Source organism: Sphaerisporangium corydalis (assembly GCF_025506355.1).
Classification (GTDB): Bacteria; Actinomycetota; Actinomycetes; order Streptosporangiales; family Streptosporangiaceae; genus Sphaerisporangium; species Sphaerisporangium corydalis.
The window spans coordinates 43628-60033 of record NZ_JANZYP010000006.1 but is presented as its reverse complement, the minus strand read 5'-3'; the positions used below and the strand labels follow the sequence as shown (position 1 = coordinate 60033).

The 16406-nt window shown below is 75.1% G+C and carries 13 protein-coding genes; 4 read left to right on the top strand and 9 right to left on the bottom strand.

What is annotated here, in order from left to right:
- Position 1: 1 nt before the first annotated feature.
- A complete protein-coding gene (locus tag NYZ98_RS06430) occupies positions 2 to 730 on the bottom strand; it encodes a DUF427 domain-containing protein (protein WP_262841610.1) in 729 nt (242 codons plus the stop codon).
- Positions 731 to 804: 74 nt separating this feature from the next.
- On the opposite strand from NYZ98_RS06430, the gene NYZ98_RS06425 reads away from it, so the two are divergent.
- Positions 805 to 1791 carry a nucleoside hydrolase gene (locus NYZ98_RS06425; protein WP_262841609.1) on the top strand — a complete coding sequence of 329 codons (987 nt, stop codon included), beginning with the start codon at positions 805 to 807 and terminating at the stop codon, positions 1789 to 1791.
- 61 nt (positions 1792 to 1852) lie between these two features.
- Complete coding sequence (locus NYZ98_RS06420; RefSeq protein WP_262841608.1) at positions 1853 to 3061, top strand: hypothetical protein; 1209 nt, start codon at positions 1853 to 1855, stop codon at positions 3059 to 3061.
- Between the two features lie 70 nt (positions 3062 to 3131).
- On the opposite strand, the gene NYZ98_RS06415 is transcribed toward NYZ98_RS06420, so the two are convergent.
- Genes NYZ98_RS06415 through NYZ98_RS06405 form a run of 3 tightly spaced genes read right to left on the bottom strand, consistent with a single transcriptional unit; the run spans position 3132 to position 6399 of the window.
- Positions 3132 to 3908: an ABC transporter permease subunit gene (locus NYZ98_RS06415; RefSeq protein WP_262841607.1), complete on the bottom strand. Its 777-nt coding sequence runs from the start codon at positions 3906 to 3908 to the stop codon at positions 3132 to 3134.
- Positions 3905 to 5473, bottom strand: coding sequence for a DUF1349 domain-containing protein (locus tag NYZ98_RS06410; protein WP_262841606.1), 1569 nt, complete (start codon positions 5471 to 5473; stop codon positions 3905 to 3907). The genes NYZ98_RS06415 and NYZ98_RS06410 overlap by 4 nt, the downstream gene beginning before the upstream one ends.
- The gene (locus NYZ98_RS06405) at positions 5470 to 6399 is read right to left on the bottom strand and encodes an ATP-binding cassette domain-containing protein (protein WP_262841605.1); all 930 of its coding nucleotides are present in this window, start codon (positions 6397 to 6399) and stop codon (positions 5470 to 5472) included. The genes NYZ98_RS06410 and NYZ98_RS06405 overlap by 4 nt, the downstream gene beginning before the upstream one ends.
- 237 nt (positions 6400 to 6636) lie before the next feature.
- Here NYZ98_RS06405 and NYZ98_RS06400 point away from each other — a divergent pair, with 237 nt between their 5' ends.
- Entirely contained in the window at positions 6637 to 7923 is a 1287-nt protein-coding gene (locus NYZ98_RS06400; RefSeq protein WP_262841604.1) for a sensor histidine kinase, read from the top strand.
- On the top strand, positions 7920 to 8612 hold the full coding sequence (locus tag NYZ98_RS06395) for a response regulator (protein ID WP_262841603.1): 693 nt from the start codon (positions 7920 to 7922) through the stop codon (positions 8610 to 8612). The genes NYZ98_RS06400 and NYZ98_RS06395 overlap by 4 nt, the downstream gene beginning before the upstream one ends.
- A gap of 16 nt (positions 8613 to 8628) precedes the next feature.
- On the opposite strand, the gene NYZ98_RS06390 is transcribed toward NYZ98_RS06395, so the two are convergent.
- The 5 genes from NYZ98_RS06390 to NYZ98_RS06370 all read right to left on the bottom strand — a co-directional run bounded on the left by NYZ98_RS06390 (position 8629) and on the right by NYZ98_RS06370 (position 16331).
- The gene (locus tag NYZ98_RS06390) at positions 8629 to 11262 is read right to left on the bottom strand and encodes a LuxR C-terminal-related transcriptional regulator (protein ID WP_262841602.1); all 2634 of its coding nucleotides are present in this window, start codon (positions 11260 to 11262) and stop codon (positions 8629 to 8631) included.
- A 378-nt stretch (positions 11263 to 11640) separates the two neighbouring features.
- Complete coding sequence (locus NYZ98_RS06385; protein WP_262841601.1) at positions 11641 to 12243, bottom strand: GAF domain-containing protein; 603 nt, start codon at positions 12241 to 12243, stop codon at positions 11641 to 11643.
- Entirely contained in the window at positions 12233 to 13123 is an 891-nt protein-coding gene (locus tag NYZ98_RS06380; protein ID WP_262841600.1) for a S8 family serine peptidase, read from the bottom strand. The genes NYZ98_RS06385 and NYZ98_RS06380 overlap by 11 nt, the downstream gene beginning before the upstream one ends.
- A complete protein-coding gene (locus NYZ98_RS06375; protein WP_262841599.1) occupies positions 13114 to 16134 on the bottom strand; it encodes an AAA family ATPase in 3021 nt (1006 codons plus the stop codon). Before NYZ98_RS06375 ends, NYZ98_RS06380 begins: the two co-directional genes overlap by 10 nt.
- Entirely contained in the window at positions 16131 to 16331 is a 201-nt protein-coding gene (locus NYZ98_RS06370; RefSeq protein ID WP_262841598.1) for an aroma-sacti cluster domain-containing protein, read from the bottom strand. Before NYZ98_RS06370 ends, NYZ98_RS06375 begins: the two co-directional genes overlap by 4 nt.
- Between the last annotated feature and the right edge of the window lie 75 nt (positions 16332 to 16406).

Below are 16406 nucleotides of genomic sequence, written 5' to 3'. Positions count from 1 at the left end.
CCTAGAAGTGGGTCTTCGGCCGGTCGCGCAGGACGCCGTCGACGTAGGTGTCGACCTTCTCGTCCCAGAAGGCGACCAGGCTCGCGATCTTCTGCGACTCCGGCAGCGGCGTGCGGTAGGACCAGGCGATGTCCTTGCTCTCCCCGGCCGACCAGTACTCCGCCTCCCCCTTGTACGGGCAGCGCGTGACCGTGTCGGTGTGCTCCAGCAGGTCGAAGCGGACATCGGGCTTCGGCAGGTAGTACCTCGGCGGCAGCCCGGTCTCGTACAGGATGCGCGGGCTCCGCGAGTCCGCGACGGTGACCCCGTCCACCTCGACGCGCACGTGGCGCGAGCTCGCCAGGACGTCCACCCTGGTGTACGGGTCGCGGGGGTGGACGAAGACCTCCTCGTCCTCCTCGAACCACGAGTCCATCGCGTCCCAGGAGAACCGCACCGTGTCCTTGAGCTCATCGATCGGCGAGTCGCGGTACACCAGGGCCGCTCCGGGCCTGCCCTCGATGTCGTGGACCAGGGCGTCGCCCCGGCTGGGCGAGTGCTCGGTCGCCCCGGTCGCGGTGAGACGACTCAGGTCGACGTCGGCCGCCGGGAAGTAGTAGGCCGGGTAGTACGGGATCTCCCAGACCAGCAGTGCGCTGGAGGTGTCGGCCACCGGCCGCCCCCCGATGTACGTGCGGACGCGCTTGCCGGTGGGCTCTACCCGTACCCGGCCGCGCTTGGTCGGCTCCATTGTCCGGCCAACCGCCCATCAGGTGGTGGTATTCCCGATTTGCCGGGTGGTGGGGTGTCGGCCAAGCTGGAAGGGTGAGCGCCAGGAAGATCATCATCGACTGTGACCCGGGCATCGACGACGCGCTGGCCATCACGCTCGCGCACGGGAGTCCCGCCCTGGAGATCGTCGGGATCACCACCGTCGGCGGGAACGTCAACCTCGCCTACACCACCGCCAACGCCCTGCGGCTGCGCGAGTTCCTCGGCTTCCCCGAGGTCCCGGTGACGGCCGGAAGCGCGGGCCCCCTGCTGCGCGACCCGTGGAACGAACCGGACGCGCGGGACACCCTGGCCGCCCGGCGGCGCACCCCGAAGGACGCGGCCAACGTGCACGGCGAGTTCGGCCTGGGCGGGGCCCGGCTGCCCGAGGCCGTGCTCCCCCCGCGCGACGGGCACGCCGCCGACTTCATCATCGACACGCTCAGGGCCGCACCCGGCGAGATCACCCTGGTCGCCATCGGCCCGCTCACCAACGTGGCCCTGGCCGTGCTCAAGGAGCCGAGGGTGGTCGACTGGGCGCGCGAGTTCGCGATCCTCGGCGGCTCCTACACCCGGGGCAACTACTCCCCCGCCGCCGAGTTCAACATCGCCGCCGACCCCGAGTCCGCCGCCGTGGTCTTCGGCGCCGGCTGGACGGTGACGACGATCGGCCTGGACGTGAGCCGCCAGGCGCTCGCCGTCGGGAGGATCGTCGACCGCATGCGGGCGATGGGCCGGCTCGGCACCGACCTGCTCGTGCCCTGCGTGGAGTTCTACGGCATGGTCACCGCCGACGAGGGCCCCGCCGTCCACGACGCATGCGCGCTCGCCTACCTGATCGACCCCTCGCTGGTCACGCTGGAACCGGCCGTGGTCCAGGTCGAGACGGCCGGCCGGTACACCTCGGGGATGACCGTCACCGACTTCGGCCTCGCCGGACGCGCCCCGAACGCCATGGTCGGCACCTCGATCGACGTCCCCCGCTTCTGGGACCTGGTCCTGACAACGTACGAAAACGTCGCCGGGCGGCTCGGCGGCTAGCCCAGAGCCGTTACCGGCGTTCGGTGGCGGGGCGCGGCACCACCTGGGAACATGCCGTGCCATGGGGACTACGCCGCGCTGGCCGATCGCGATCACCTGCCTGGTCCTGGTGACGTCGTGCGGCGGCGCGCCTGGCGGGCCGCCGGCGCGGCCCTCCCCGGGGTCTCCGGCCGCGACACCGGGCGCCGCGGCGAGCCCGGCCGCGACCGGCGAGATCGCGTCCTCGCCCGCCTGGAAGGCCGTCAAGGCCGCCAGGCTCGACGACAGCGCGGCCCTGCTCGACGTCGCCTCGACCGGTCCCCGGGACGCCTGGGCGGTCGGCTACGAGGCGAGCGCCGAGGACACCGAGGGCGCGCCCGCCGTCCAGCACTGGGACGGCACCCGCTGGACCGAGAAGCGCGTCCCCGCCTCCTCCGCCTGGCATCTCGTCGGCGTGAGCGCGGACGGGCCGGACGACGCGTGGGTCGTCGGCAACGCCGAGAGCCCCTACGCCGCCCACTGGAACGGCCGGACCTGGACGGGTTTCCATCCTTTCGGCGTGGCCGACGACTACGCGCTGACCGGCGTCGCGACCACGGGGGGCCACGCCTGGCTCGTCGGCCGCAACGCCTCCCAGGGGATGATCACCGAATGGCGGGGCGGCGGGTTCCGCAACGCGCTGCGCGCCGACGGCTACTTCACGGCGGTCACCGCCGGGCGCGGCCACGTATGGGCGGTGGGCACCGACGCCCCGGCCGGTTCCGGGAAGCGCGGCACCCCGATGATCTGGCACGGCAGCGCCGTCTCCGGGCCGGACGTCCAGTCGTGGGAGCGGGGACGCACGCCGGAGATCGCGGGCGGGGTGCTGCGCAAGGTCTGGATGGTCTCGCCGTCGGACGTGTGGGCGGTGGGCGGGGTGACGGCGTCCGGCGACTCGGCCGAGGCGCCGCTCGTGCTCCACTGGGACGGCGCCGCCTGGAGGCGGGTGCCGGTCCCGGTGCCGCGCGGCCGGCTCGACGGGCTGACGGCCCTGGCGGCGGACGACGTGTGGGTCAGCGGCGTCGACGCCGACCATTCCGGCCAGGTCCTGTTCCTGCACTACGACGGCCAGGGCTTCACCCCCTCCTACGGCCCGCTGCTGCGGCGTGAGGAGGAGGGCCAGCAGTACCCCGAGTCCGACGACATCGGCAGGACCGGCATCGCCCGGGTGCCCGGCACCTCCCGGCTGTGGGCGGTGGGCTCGGTGGGCTGGGGCGACGCCGAGGCCCCCTTCGTCCTCCGCCACGACTGACCCGCCCTCCCGGATCGGCCCGCCCGGGGTCCCGGACGGCTCCCCCGACCGCCCGCCCGCGCCGGGGCGGTCAGGCGTCGCGGGCCCGGAGCATCAGGCCGCCGCACAGCAGCGCCCCCGCGGCCCAGGCGGCCAGGACGCCGAGGCCCGTCCACGGCCCGATGGGCAGCTCGCGCAGGCCGGTGGTCACCTGGACGGTGAGCCCGGCGGTCGACGGCCCGATCGCGTACAGCAGGTGCCGCCAGCCCTCGTCGGCGAACATGCCGATGACGATCGGGAACAGGTAGAGCAGGCCGAGCACGACCCCGATGGCCACCGCGGACTCCCGCACGGCGGTGGCGACGCCGAGGCCGAGCAGCGCGACCAGGGCGAGGTAGAGCACCGACCCGGCCGCCGCGCGGAGCGTGGGCCCGTCGCCCAGCGACAGGAGCGCCTGCCCGGGCGCGGGCACGAACCCGTTGCCGGGCAGGATGAGCCGCCCGGCGAGCATGCTCGCGAGCACGGCGGCGGTCCCGGCGGCCAGCGTCGCGCCGGTGAGCACCGCCGCCTTGGCGGCGAGGACGGCGGCCCGGCGGGGCATCGCGGTGAGGGTGGTGCGGATCATGCCGGTGCCGTACTCGCCCCCGATCACCAGGACGGCGAGGATCGCGACGACCGCCTGGCCGAGCTGGACGCCGACGAGGCCGAGCTTGGGGACGTCGTAGGCGCAGCCGGCCGGCGGGCAGGTCACGGTCGCGGCCACCCCCGCGCTTGCGGCCGCCGTCAGCGCGACGACCGCGAGCAGCAGCCACCCGGGGGCCGCGACGGTGCGCAGCTTGGTCCACTCGGCGTGCAGTTCCCGCCTCACGCGTCCCTCCGCCGCAGCCGGGTCACGGCCAGCCCGAGGGCGAGCGCGGCGTACAGGCACAGCACGGCCATGCCCGCCCACGGCGCCAGGGGGTAGTAGCCGTCCGACGGCGTGTAGTGGCCGGTGACGTGCGCGTACTCCGGGATGCTCTGCAGGATCGCGAAGCCGGCCGCCGGGCTGAGCCGCGTCAGCCACTCCGACGCGGCATCGGGCAGGACCGAGGCGGTCGCGATGACGTAGGGGACGACGAGCAGCACGATGCCGGTGGTCACCGCCGCGACGCTCCGCCGGTACAGGGCGCCGAGGGCGACGGCGAGCACGGCGGTGGCGGCGAACAGCGCGGCGACCCCGGCCACGACGCGCACCTCGGTGAGCGGGGACACCGGGAGGACGTGGTTGCCGCCCGCGCGCAGGACCGCGACGCTGAGCGGGACCGCGACGGCCCCGGCGGTGAGCCCGGTGACGAAGGCGACCGCGCCGGCCACGGCGGCCTTCGCCGCCAGGACCCGGCCGCGTCGGGGTTCGGCGAGCAGGGTGGTGCGGATCAGGCCGCGCCGGTACTCGGCGGTGACGAACATGACCGCCACGACGATCACCAGGATCAGCCCGAGCACCACGCCGGTGAGGGTGCTCTCGACGCGCACGCCGTCCCTGCTCGGCGCGATGTCGCCGCTTCCGGTCACGGTGAGGGTGCCGCCGGCCTGGAGGAGCCCGCTCGGGCGGTGGTACCGCTCCCAGTCGGTCTTTCCCCCGTCGTCCCCCACGTCGTCGCCGCGCCAGGCGCCGGACGCCCGGCCTCGCACCTCGACCCGGTCGAAGACGGCGCTGGCCTGGGTGAAGCGTGCTTGGACGATGCTCCCGCCCATGGTGTTCGCCTTCACCGTCATGTCGCTGGGCGATGTGACGAACAGCCCGGCCCGCACCGTAGCCGGCAGAGCGGCCGGCCGGGCGGTGCCGATCTCGGTCCACCGCGTGCCGTCGGGCGACTCGTACCCGGTGAGCGTGCCGCCGGAGCGGGTCAGCCGCAGCCAGCGCGGGGCGGCGGCCGTGACGCCGCCCGGGCGGCCCGCGGTGTCGTGGGTGAAGTCGTCCTGCATCCGCACCCCGTGCCGGCCGGTGAGCGTCACCGCCGCGTACGACGACCCCGGCGCGGCGCTCGCCTTGATCATGATCCCGGCCTTCGCCCACGGCACCAGGCCGGAGACGAGCTTGTCGTGGTCCGGCGGGGGGTAGGTGATGACGCCGGTCATGGAGGTCACCCGGGCGGTGATGGAGCCGTCCCCGGTCAGCGTCTGGTTCGCGAAGAAGAACCGGTCCTGCACCGCCTCGCCGCCCGGACCGAGCGGCACCGCCGGGCAGGCGACCTCGACCGGGCCCACGCTGCACGAGGTCCGGCTGCCGACCGCGAACAGCAACCCGAGCAGCATGGTGACCAGCGCCGCGGCAACCGTGGTGATCATCCAGCCGCGTACCGTCCTGAACTTGGTCCATTCGGCGCGCAGCGTGCGCGTGATGCCGTCCCGGCCGGCGGGCAGGGCGGAGCGGTAGGGGGCGGTGACGGTCATCGCGCCGCCTCCTGACCGGCGGCGCGGAAATCGACCGCGTCCCGCGTGAGGTCCATGTAGGCCTCCTCCAGGGTGGCGCGGTGCGCCGCCACCTCCGAGAACGGCACCGCGTCCTCCGCCAGGAGCGTCACGACCCGTTCGGCCGGCAGCCCGGAGACGGTGAGGGTGTCGCTGCCGGTGGCGGCCACGGTGGCGCCAGCGCGGGCCAGCGCCGTCATCGCCTCAGGCCGCGCCGTGGTGCGCAGCGTGACCCGCCCGCCGGACGCGGTCTCGATCAGGTCGGCCACACTGGTGTCGGCGACGACCCGGCCCCGGCCGACGACCACCAGGTGGCCCGCGGTGTCCTGGAGCTCGCTCATCAGGTGGCTGGACACCAGGACGGCGCGCCCCTCGGCGGCCAGCGAGCGCAGCAGGCCGCGGATCCACACGATGCCCTCGGGGTCGAGGCCGTTGGACGGCTCGTCCAGCATGAGGATCGGCGGGTCGCCGATCAGGGCCGCGGCGATCCCGAGCCGCTGGCGCATGCCGAGGGAGAAGCCGCCCGCCTTCCGCCGGGCCACCGACCGCAGGCCGACCAGTTCGATCACCTCGTCGACCCGCCTGGCCGTCAGGCCCTGGGAGTGGGCCAGCCACAGCAGGTGGTCACGCGCCTTGCGGCTCGGCTGCAGGGCGGCGGCGTCCAGCAGGGCGCCGACGTGGCCGAGCGGGTTGCGCAGGCTCGCGTACGGACGGCCGCCGACCAGGGCGGTGCCCTCGTCGGCCATGTCCAGGCCGAGGATCACCCGCATCGTGGTGGACTTGCCCGCGCCGTTGGGGCCGACGAAGCCGGTCACCCGCCCCGGCGTGACGGTGAACGTCATCCCGTCCAGGGCCGTGGTCCGGCCGAACCGCTTGCGCAGCCCGTCGACTTCGATGATTGCTTCCATGCCAGGCACAGTAGGCAGCGGCCCGGGGCGTGGTCGTCACGGCGTGGAGCCATCTTGGCCGTCACCGGCGCGGGGGACGCCCGCGGCCGGCCGTCCCTCACGTGAGGGACGGCCGAATCACGGGGCCGGGGGATGCCGGGGCCTCGACCAGCGACGACAATGACCCGTGTGAACCGAGCGGACGACCGGCGCGACAGATGGACACGACGCACCCCGGCGCCTCCGCACGGCTCCTTGTTGTCCGCCCCTTCGCCGGGGCTGCTGGTGGCCGCCGCGGCGCCCGCCCTGTTCGCGGTGGCCGAGTCGCTGGGGCGGTCCGCGGGTGTCCCGGCCGTGGCGGGGCCGGGCAGGGGGCCGCTGATGCTGGTGCTGGCCCTGGTCGCCCTGGCCACCACGCTGCCGTTCGCCCTGCTGTGGGCGCAGCCGGCCGTGGCCGCCGTGGTCGTCACCGCCGCGAGCGTGCTGTCCCTCACGGCCTTCGAGACGCTGACCGTCGCCGGCGTGGGCGTCCAGCTCGCCGTGGGGTACCGGCTCGGCCGCGCCGGCTCGCAACGGCTGGCCGTGCTCCTCGCCGTGCCGTTCCCCGTGCTGGCGCTGGCGGGGACGCCCGCCGGCGAGACCCGGGTCCTCACGCTGCTGCTGGCCTCCCTGGCCCCGGCCTGCGCCCTGGCCGGGATCGCGCGGCGGGCGCGCGGCGAGGCGATGGAGAGCGGCGCCGCCCGGCGGGTCGTGGACGGGACCCTGCTGGAGTACACGGCGCGCGGCGAGCGGGCGCGCATCGCCCGCGAGCTGCACGACGTCGTGGCCCACCACATCTCCATGGTCGCGGTGCAGGCGGAGACGGCCCGGCTGACCACCCCGGGGATGCCGGCCGCGGGCGCGGAGCGGCTGTCGGCCATCGGCGACACCGCGCGGGCGGCGCTGACCGAGATGCGGCGCCTACTCGGCGTGCTGCGGGAGGACGCGCGGGCGGAGCCGGCGGACCGGCGGCCCCAGCCGGGCCTGAGCCTGCGGGAGCTGAACGAGCTGCTGGACGAGTCACGGGACGCGTCCGGGACGGGCACCCGCCTGATCCTCAGGGGCCCGCCGGTCGCGCTCGGCCCCGGCGTGGAGCTCGCGGCGTACCGCATCGTCCAGGAGGCCCTCACCAACGCCCGCCGGCACGCGCCCGGCGCCGCCGTCGACGTGGAACTGCACTACACCGAGGACGCCCTGACACTCCTGATCCGCGACAACGGCCCCGGCACGCCCCCACCGGCGGCCCCGGACCGGGAACGCCCGCCCGCCTCGGCACCGCGTGAGAGAGGCTGTCCGGGCGCCTCGGCACCGCGTGAGAGAGGCGGGCCGGGCGCTTCGGCACCGCCGGAAGGGCCGGACGCCTGGTCGCCGGCCGGAGGGCATGGTCTGGCCGGGATGCGGGAGCGTGCCTCAGCCGTCGGCGGACGGCTGCGCGCCGGACCCGGCGCCGGCGGCGGCTTCCTCGTCGAGGCCCGCCTGCCGGGGAAGGACGAGGCGGCCGGATGAGCTCCCCGCCCCCGGCGATCAGGATCGTCGTCGCCGACGACCACCCCGTGGTGCGTACGGGGTTCGCCGAGCTGCTCGGCACCCAGCCGGACTTCACCGTCGTCGGCACGGCCTCCGACGGCGCCGAGGCCGTACGCGCCTGCCGTGAGCTGTCCCCCGACGTCGTCCTGATGGACGTCCGCATGCCGGGCATGGACGGCATTGAGGCCACCCGGCGCCTCGCCGGCGCGGCGGGCACCGGGCCGCGCGTCCTGATCCTGACGACGTTCGACCTGGACGAGTACATCTACGACGCGCTGCGCGCCGGGGCCAGCGGGTTCCTGCTCAAGGACGTCACCGCCGAGCGGCTCTTCGACGCGGTCCGCGTGATCGCCGCCGGGGAGGCGCTGCTGGCCCCGGCGGTCACCCGCCGGCTGATCAGCGAGTTCGCCCTGCTGCGCCCGAGGCCCGGCGCCCCGGCCGCGCCGGCGCTCGCCACGCTCACCCCGCGCGAGACCCAGGTCCTGCGCCTGGTGGCGGAAGGCCTGTCCAACCCCGAGATCGCGGCCCGGCTGACGGTCACCGAGGAGACCGTCAAGACGCACGTCAGTCGGGTACTCGGCAAGCTGGGCCTGCGCGACCGCACCCAGGCGGTCGTCACCGCCTACGAGTCCGGCCTGGTCACCCCCCGCTCCCACGGCCCCGCCTAGCGGTGGTGGCGCGTGCTCAGCCCTTCGCCTGTGCGGGCGCGCGGTCCAGGACCTGGGCGAGGGTGTGGCGGCCGGAGACGCCGAGCTTGGTGTACACGCGGCCGAGGTGGTTGTTGACGGTGCGGAGCGAGAGGCCGAGGCGGTTGGCGACGGCGCGTCCGGACAGCCCGGTCGCGATCAGCTTCGCCACCTGCAGTTCCCTGGGGGTCAGCGACGCCTCGCTGCCGGTCAGGTCCGTCAGCGGCGTGCGCGCGCCGCCGCACTCGGCCAGCAGCTCACGGGCGAACACGAGCGCGTTCTTGGCCGAGGTGTGCCGGCCCGCCCCGGCGTGCAGGCGGTAGGCGGTCGCGGCCGCCTCGGCGGCGAACAGCAGGTGGCCCATGGTGTGCAGCGTCTCGGCCGCCTCCGCCAGCAGCTGGGCGTCGTCGGTGGCGAGCGCGGTGGCCGCCAGGGCGAACGCCCGCGTCGCGGGGGTGGCGGTGTCCCTGGCGAGCTCGCCCAGCCGGTCGCGCACCTCCTTGGCGGCGCCGAACCTCGCGGCGTCGGACAGCGCCAGTGCCTCGACCAGCGGCGCTCCGGCCTCGCGGGCGACCTTCGCGGCCCCGGTGGCCAGGCACGCCGCGAGGGGAAGGTCCAGCGCGGCGGCGGCGGCCCAGGCGCGGTTGCGCTCGATCAGCGGGTCGAACAGCGCCCCCGGCGTCGCGGGAGAGGCGTCCATCCGGCCGAGCCACGCGTCCGCCTGGACGGTGTCCCCCGCCATCGCGTGCGCGCCGGCCAGCTCGGCCAGGTAGACGCGCCGCAACCGGAGCGGGTCGTGCCCCTCCAGCAGCACGACCGCCTCCAGCAGCGCCTGCTGTGCCGGCCGTACCCGCCCCTGGGCCTTGGCCACGATGCCCCGCGCGGCGGTCCACACGCCGACCAGGGGGGCCATCTGGGTCTCGACGACCTCGCGGTACATGTCCTCCGCGGTCTCGGACGCGGCGGTGAGCGCCCCGCCCAGCAGGTCGGCGAGGCACCTGGCGCCGCGGACCTGGGTCCGCGCCCAGGGCAGCGCCGCGCGGTGCTCCGAGGCGACCGCCAGGCCCGTGGCGCTGCGCCGCCCGACCAGAGCGAGGTCCCCGGCGAGGCCGGCGGCGACCGTGACGGCGGTGGTCGCGCAGATCGCCGCCCGCGCGGGCAGCGTGCACGGCCGGGCCAGCAGCGCCTCGCCGGCCGTGAGGGTCTCCGTGACGTGCCCGGCGAGCAGCGTCGTCCAGGTCCGCACGGCCGCCGCGGCCCGATCGCCCGCCGGTCGCCGCCGGGCGGGCGCGGCGTCGTGGTGCCAGTGGCCGATGCGCTCGGTGAGCATCGCCCGCCGGTCGGCGCGTTCCTGGCCGTCGCACTCCTCCGGGGCCGGGAGCGTGCCGGCCGCGTCGACGTAACGCCCCTGCCAGGCCAGCACCTCGGCCAGGGTCAGCTCGGCGTCCACCCCGCCCTGGGCGTCACGGGAGGCGACCGCCAGCCGCTCGGCCAGGTCGAGCTCCAGCCGTTCGGCGGCGCGCCGGGCGGCGGCCAGCAGCTCCTGCGCCGACGAGCCGAGCCCCGCCTCCAGCCGCCACACGGCCAGTTCGAGCGCGTCGTCCGCGCGGCGGCGCGGCGACCCGGCGAGGGACTCGGCGAGCCGCTCCCAGATCGCGAGGGCACGCGCGCGCGGCATCCGGGCCCTGACCACCTCCCCGTACGCGGGGATCGCGAGCCGTGCCTGGTCGCGCGATCCGGATCGTTCCACCACGACCAGGCCGCGCCGTTCCGCCTGCACGACGGCGGCGTGGCCGGTGATGCGTTCGAGCACGAGCCGGCAGAGGGGTTCCTTGCAGGCGAGCACCTCCAGCACGGCCAGCACGCCCGGGTCGTCGACCTGCATCTGCGCCTCGATCAGGTCACCGAGCCTCGGGGTGATCTGCAGCCGGCCGACCAGGTGCCACAGGCCGTCGACGCGGCGCAGCGCCGATCCCTCCAGCCCCGACCGCACGAGCTCGCGCAGCACCAGCGGGTTGCCGACGGACAGGCGGCGCAGCGTGCGGCGGGTGACGGCGTCCAGCGGGCTGTCCAGGCCGCGTTCGAGCAGCGTGTCGACGTCGCCGTCGCTCAGCGGCTGCAGGTCGACGCGCCGGGCCACCCGTTCCTTCCACAGCGCCGTCACCGCGTCGGGCGCGGGGTGGCCCTGGCGTGCCGTGAGGAGCACGAAGGTCCTGGTGTGCACGGCGAGCCGGTGGACGAGCGCGGCCGAGGCGCTGTCGAGCAGGTGGGCGTCGTCCACGACGAGCACCGGCCGCCTGCCGCCGGGAACGCTGAACCGTTCCACGATCTTGGCGAAGGTGTGCCCCGCCACGAGGACCGGCGAGTCGCCCGGGGGGACCAGGTGGAGCAGCGCGCCCAGCGCCATCGTCCCGGCGGCGCGGGTCCCGGTCGCCCAGGCCGTCGGGTGGCCCGCCGCGGCGAGCCGCGCGACCGCCTCCTCGGCCAGGCGCGTCCTGCCCACTCCCGGCGGTCCCGCGATCACCACGCCGTGGGCGTCGGCCAGCGTCACGGCCTCGGTGATGGTGCGCAGCGCGGCGGCGCGGCCGACGAGCGGCCATGAGTCGCCGGGGCGCGGACCGCTCTCTGCCATGTCACCCCTTCAGGAAATCGGCGACCACGGCGCCGCGCGCTCCCCGGCCGCGCGACTCTCCTTGGTCCACTGTTCTGCCCAATGCCAAGAATCGAACCTCATTCGATGATTGTCGAGTCGCAGGCGGGACATCGCCTCACTCCGGCCCTTATGGCGGCCGGGGCGAAACCGCGACCCGCACCCGCGCCCAGCAGGCGCCCATGGTTTATAAACCTCGTTGTCCCGTCGAATGGACCGTCCTTTTCCCGATTCCGGGTGCGGGCCACCGGGGCGCCGCATTCGATCGGCCGGCCATAAAGCGGGCCGGCCGCATAAAGGAATTCCCGCCGGGCGGCCCGTTCAGGGGCGCGAGGAGCCGTCGGCGATCGGGCGGCCCGTTCAGGGGGCGAGGAGCTCGTCGGCGATGGCGAGCAGGCGGACGGCCGCCGTGTCCGACGGACGGGCCCGGCCCGGCAGCCGCTCGGCGATCCGCCGCAGGAGCGCCTGCGGGTCGTGGGCCGGCTCCCTGCCCTCGCCCCGCCGCAGCCTGAGCAGGAACTCCAGGCCGCACGCGGCCTGCATGGCGAACAGCCCCAGGAGCTCGATGTCGTCCAGCTCGCTGCGGGAGGCGGTGCGGTCCAGCACCTCAAGGACGCCGATGCACTCCTCGAACCGGATCAGCGGCGCGGCCATGATGACGCGCGGGACGTAGCCGGTGGACTCGGCGGCGTGCTGGGCGAACTGCTCCACGGTCGACACGTCGTCGGCGACCATCGGCTGCCCGCTCGCCGCGACCCAGCCGACGATCCCGGTCCCCGCGGGGAAGCGGCTCCCGACGAGTTCCTTCTCCCCCTCGCCCGAGACGGCTTCGAAGACCAGCTCACCGGTGTCGGGGTCCACCAGGAAGATGGAGGATGCGGCGGCGCCGAACATGTGGCGCGCCACCTCGACGATGGACTGCAGCAACCTGTGCTCGGTGCCGTCGAAGTCGTCAGGGGCCATGTACCTCTCCGTTCTGCGTCGTGGTGTTGTCCGCGGCCAGATAGAGGACCGTCTTGAGCTGGAACGGCGTGAGCCAGGGGTGCTTGCTCAGGATGAGCGCGCAGATGCCGGTGATGTGCGGTGCCGCGAAGCTGTTGCCGGTGCTGCGGATCTCCCGGCCGCCGGGCCAGGCGACCGACACCTTCACCCCGCGCGCGTGGAACTCCGCGGGCGGCGCGGGGTTGTAGTAGTACCTCATCGGGTCGGCCTCGTCGTGGGCGGCCACCGACACCACCGAGGAGAACGTCCACGGGAAGCTGAGCACGGGCATGTTGTGCGCGGCGGCGACCAGCAGGCAGCGCCGGAAGTACGCGCGGTCGGCGAGCTCCTGCAAGGACTGCCGGAAGTCCGACCTCGTGGTGGAGAGGCTGAGGTTGACCAGGTCGAAGCCCGCGTCGATGGCCCAGGCCAGCCCGGTCATGAGGGCGTCGCCCGAGCCGGTCTTCCCGTCGGTGAGCACCCGCAGCGAGGTGAGCGACACCCCCGGGGCGATCGACCTGATCACCCCGGCGCAGGCCGTGCCGTGCCCGGCCGGGTCGACCGGGTCGCACGAGGCCACCGCCAGCCCGCCCCCCTCCACGCTGACGACGCCGAAGGACCGTTCGAGGGCGCCGACCCTCGGGTGCGCCGCGTCCACGCCGGTGTCCACCACGCACACGCGCACACCCGTGCCGTCGGCGCCGCCCCACGCCCACTCCTTGGTCACCTCCGCCAGCGGGCTGACCTGGAAGCGCTCCGGGGCCTGCCGCGTGGTGGCCAGCCCCCACGCGGGCACCCCGGGGAAGTGGGCGCGTTTCTCCCGCCGCCAGGGTGGCGGCGTGTTCGCGGGCGTCAGGGACACGGCTCCCCCATCCAGTCACGTACTCCGCGCGCGAGCAGGCTCGCGCCCTTGCTCAGGTAGGCGTCGGCCGCGCGCCGCGCGGCGTCGGCCGGGTCGCGTCCGGCGGCCCGGTGGACCTCGGCGATGGCGAAGAGGATGTCGCCTCGCAGGCACGGGTCGTCGGTCGACTCGATCAGCTCGGCCGCGCGCACGGCGGCGCCCAGCGCCTCGGCGTGCTCGCCGTCGGACGACGCGATCGCGGCCCGTACCGCGATGGCGGCCAGCTCGCCGCGGAACTGGCGCGGCGTGGCCTCGTCCCGCGCCAGCTCCAGGTCCGCCTGCCGGACGTCTCCCTGCCGGAGCGTCTCGCGGGCCGCGTAGACCTCCAGCGTGGCGGCGGGCGCTCCGTGCCCCACGGTGCGGAGCGCGGCGGCGGCCCGGCGGAACAGGGTCTTCGCGGCCTGGTGGTCCCCGGCCAGGGACTCCACCAGTCCGCGCACCTGGACGACCACGATCGCCGACAGCTCGAGGTGCAGTTCCTCCGCGTAGCGGGCGGCCGTGTCGAGCGACCTGCGGGCGGTGGCGAGGTCGCCGGACAGCGCCAGCAGGCGGGCCCGGGTGACGAGCACCGGCACCAGCAGGGCGCGGTCGCCGGCGAACCGGGCCAGCAGGTCGGCGCAGAGCGCGAGCCCGTCCGCCACCGGGGTGAGCGACCACTGCACCAGCTCGCACAGCCCGCCCAGCAGGCGGTCCTCCTCGTAGCGGTCGCCCATCGACCTGGCCCGGTCGAGCCCGTCACGGAACGCCAGGTCGGCGGCGCCGAACCGGCCGCCGTCGATGTGGATCCAGGCTTCGAGCTGGTGGAACCGGCACCAGCCGAGGTCGTCACGCGGGTCGGCCGCCAGCCGTTCCCGCAGGGGTCCGAGCGCCGGGCCCCTGGCGCCCGACCGCAGGTCGAGGACCTCCCGCTGGATCGCGCAGGTGAGCAGGTTGCGCGGGTCGGCCGGCAGCAGCTCCTCGGCGTGGTCCAGCGCGGCCACCGCACGCGCGCCCTCCCCCCGTGCCAGCTCCGCGTCACTGATGCGGACGGCCAGCCAGCGGTGCTCGCCCCTGCCCGCCGGGAGCAGCTCCCGCCCCAGCTCCAGCAGCGCGATCGCGGCCGGCAGGTCCTTGCGGTGCAACGCCTCGCCGCCGTCCCGCATGAGCGACGCGGCGGCCCGGTCGGTCAGCTCGCGCAGGAGTGGGTCGCCGGGGCGCACCTCACGGGTGAGCCGGCAGGCCGCGAGCAGGTGCCGGCTGACGTCCCCCGACGACGACCCCGCGAACGGGGCGTCGTCCGAGGCGCCGGCGGCCCGGTCGCCGAACCAGTCGGCCAGCGTCCGGTGCCAGTCCGCGCGCAGCTCCTTGCTCGTCAGCGCGTAGACGGTCTCGCGGGTGAGGGTCTGGGTGAACTCGAACGACCCGGGAAGCGCGCCGCGCCGGATCAGGCGGTCGCGCTGGAGCCGCCGCAGCGGCGCCACCGGCTCGGGGGCGCCGGCGGTGAGCAGGGCCGCCACCTGTTCCACCGTGAAGGCCTGCCCGACGGTCGCGGCCCTTTCGAGCACCTCGCGCTCGGCCTCGCCCAGCCGGTCCAGCCGGGCGCCCAGCAGCGCCTGGATGGTGGGCGGCAGGGTGGCGGCCCCCTCGGCGAGGGTCTCCAGCAGCAGCTCGGCGAACAGCGGGTTGCCGTCCGAGCCGTAGGCGACCCTGCGGTACAGGGTGTCGTCGTCGTGGGCGACGACGTCGGCACGCGCGGCGCACAGCTCGGCGACCAGCCGTGCCATGTTCGGCCGGCTCAGCGGGCCGAGCTCCAGCGACATGGCGCAGGCCATGCCCCCTCCCCACGAGGGACGGATCTCGTACAGTTCCGGCCGGGCCACGCAGACCAGGAGCACGGGCACGTCGGCGAGCCACGCCGCGCAGTCCTCGATCAGGTCCAGCAGGGTCGGCTCGGCCCACTGCAGGTTGTCCAGCACCACCACCAGCGGCCGGCGCTGGGCGACCACCTCGAAGAACGACCGCACGGCCTGCGCGATCTCCGCGATCCCCGGGGCCTCGGCGTCGTCCGCCGCGGCCGGGCCCGCCAGCCCGCGCAACGCCCGCTCGCTCTCGGGACCGAGTGCCTCGGCGATGGCGGGCCAGTCCCCGTTGACGGCCTCCAGCATCTCCGCGATGGGCCGGTAGGTGGCGCCGATGCCGTAGGAGGGGCACCGGCCGGTGAGCACGGCCACCTCGGCGGGCAGGTCGTTCAGGAACTCCCTGACCAGCCGGGACTTGCCGATGCCGGGGACGCCGAGAAGCGTCGCCATGCCGCACTGGCGGTGGCGCAGGGCCCGGTCGTGGATCTGGGTGAGCTGGCGCAGCTCCTCGGATCTGCCGATCAGCGGGATCGTGCCGGTCTCCGGCTCGTCCCGGTCCGGCTTCACGCCGACCAGCAGCCACGCGCGCACCGGGTCCTTCTTGCCCTTGAGCCGGAGCGGGGGGACCTCCTCCAGCACCGCGCGGTGCCGGACCAGCCGGGCGACCTCGCCGCCCAGCAGGATCTCGCCGGCCGCCGCCGCGGACTGCAGGCGGCTCGCGGTGTTGACCGTGTCCCCGATCACGCGCACGTCCGGGCCGGGCGCGCCGACGACCATCACCTCACCGAAGGCGATGCCGCAGTGGGCGTCCAGCCGGACCCCGTGGGTCGGGGCCAGTTCGGCGCCCAGCCGGTGGACGGCCGACATCGCCGCGTGCGCGGTGAGGACCGCACGCAGCGCGTCGTCCTCCCGGGCGGCGGGCACGCCGAAAACCGCCATGATCGCGTCGCCGATGTACTTCTCCACGACGCCGCCGTGCTCGGAGATCTCCGTCCGGCAGGCTGCGTAGTAGCGCTCCAGGATGTGCAGCAGCAGCTCAGGGTCGAGGCGCTCGGCGAGTTCGGTGGACCCGACGATGTCGATGAACAGGACCACGATGTGACGACGGGCGGGTCTCGGGCCCTTGCCGGTCATACGAGCTTGAGCTCCTGTCCTTCCACTTCGCCCGCCGTGTCGTCCAGGCGCTTCTTGATCGAGTTCAGCAGCGCGACCTCGGTCTCGGAGAGCTCGGCGAAGACCCTTCGCTGCCGCTCGTCGAGCAGGTCGATGGGGTGCCCCGCCGCGCGCAGCTTGGCCAGGGCGTCGAACGTGCCCGATCCGGTTCTGTTCATCGACTCTCCCTTTCGTCGGCGACCGGTCCGGGGCGCGGGAAACCTGCCGTTTGGATTTCGTCCTGCGCGATAAGC

What these genes read in the sequence shown, in the direction of transcription:
- NYZ98_RS06430 (WP_262841610.1), bottom strand. Translation starts at nt 730, where the DNA reads ATGGAGCCGACCAAGCGCGGCCGGGTACGGGTAGAGCCCACCGGCAAG.
- NYZ98_RS06420 (WP_262841608.1), top strand. Translation starts at nt 1,853, where the DNA reads ATGGGGACTACGCCGCGCTGGCCGATCGCGATCACCTGCCTGGTCCTG.
- NYZ98_RS06410 (WP_262841606.1), bottom strand. Translation starts at nt 5,473, where the DNA reads ATGACCGTCACCGCCCCCTACCGCTCCGCCCTGCCCGCCGGCCGGGAC.
- NYZ98_RS06405 (WP_262841605.1), bottom strand. Translation starts at nt 6,399, where the DNA reads ATGGAAGCAATCATCGAAGTCGACGGGCTGCGCAAGCGGTTCGGCCGG.
- NYZ98_RS06395 (WP_262841603.1), top strand. Translation starts at nt 7,920, where the DNA reads ATGAGCTCCCCGCCCCCGGCGATCAGGATCGTCGTCGCCGACGACCAC.
- NYZ98_RS06390 (WP_262841602.1), bottom strand. Translation starts at nt 11,262, where the DNA reads ATGGCAGAGAGCGGTCCGCGCCCCGGCGACTCATGGCCGCTCGTCGGC.
- NYZ98_RS06385 (WP_262841601.1), bottom strand. Translation starts at nt 12,243, where the DNA reads ATGGCCCCTGACGACTTCGACGGCACCGAGCACAGGTTGCTGCAGTCC.
- NYZ98_RS06375 (WP_262841599.1), bottom strand. Translation starts at nt 16,134, where the DNA reads ATGACCGGCAAGGGCCCGAGACCCGCCCGTCGTCACATCGTGGTCCTG.
- NYZ98_RS06370 (WP_262841598.1), bottom strand. Translation starts at nt 16,331, where the DNA reads ATGAACAGAACCGGATCGGGCACGTTCGACGCCCTGGCCAAGCTGCGC.